Genomic DNA, 658 nt, shown 5'->3' on the forward strand with positions numbered 1-658 from the left:
CCGCTCGACAACGAAACCGCGGCGGATCGAGCCGATAAGCTGTTCGTGTCGATCAACGCATCGCTCAAGGCCATCGAGAGCCAGCAGCTTACCCGTATCACCACGCTCGCTAATAATGCCTATAGGAACGCCGATGCGATCTCGCAGGCATTGGAAGCTGCAGGCCTGCCGGTCGACGCAGAGCTCGACAAGAACGATGTCGGCGGCCCCTTGGTCCCGCTCGATTCCTCGATGATCTTCGACGGCAAAGTCAAGGAGTTGGATGAGGCTCTTGATGCGCTTGATCAAGTCAAGAAGGAAGCGCGCAAGCTGCCGCTCACCAATCCCGCTCCAGGTCGCGCCGTCACCAGTCCGTTCGGCGTGCGCACCGACCCGATCCTCGGCACGGCCGCCTTGCACACGGGGATGGATTTCAGGGCGCCGATCGGCATGCCGGCCAAGGTCACGGCCGCCGGCGTCGTCACCAAGGCCGGCTGGAACGGCGGCTACGGACGCATGGTCGAGGTCGACCACGGCAACGGTTTCTCCACGCGCTACGGGCATTTGAGCGAAATCGATGTCACCGTCGGCCAGAAGCTCGCCGCCGGCGACGTGATCGGCAAGACGGGCAGCAGCGGTCGCTCGACCCGCCCGCATCTCCACTATGAAGTGCGCCACA

The 658-nt window shown here is 63.5% G+C and carries 1 protein-coding gene; it reads left to right on the plus strand.

Annotated elements, in window-relative coordinates; genetic code table 11:
- A partial coding sequence (locus EOA38_RS38250; protein WP_145966361.1) for a M23 family metallopeptidase occupies positions 1–658 on the plus strand: 658 nt, incomplete at both ends.

The sequence above is a fragment of the Mesorhizobium sp. M1E.F.Ca.ET.041.01.1.1 genome (assembly GCF_003997355.1).
Classification (GTDB): Bacteria; Pseudomonadota; Alphaproteobacteria; order Rhizobiales; family Rhizobiaceae; genus Mesorhizobium.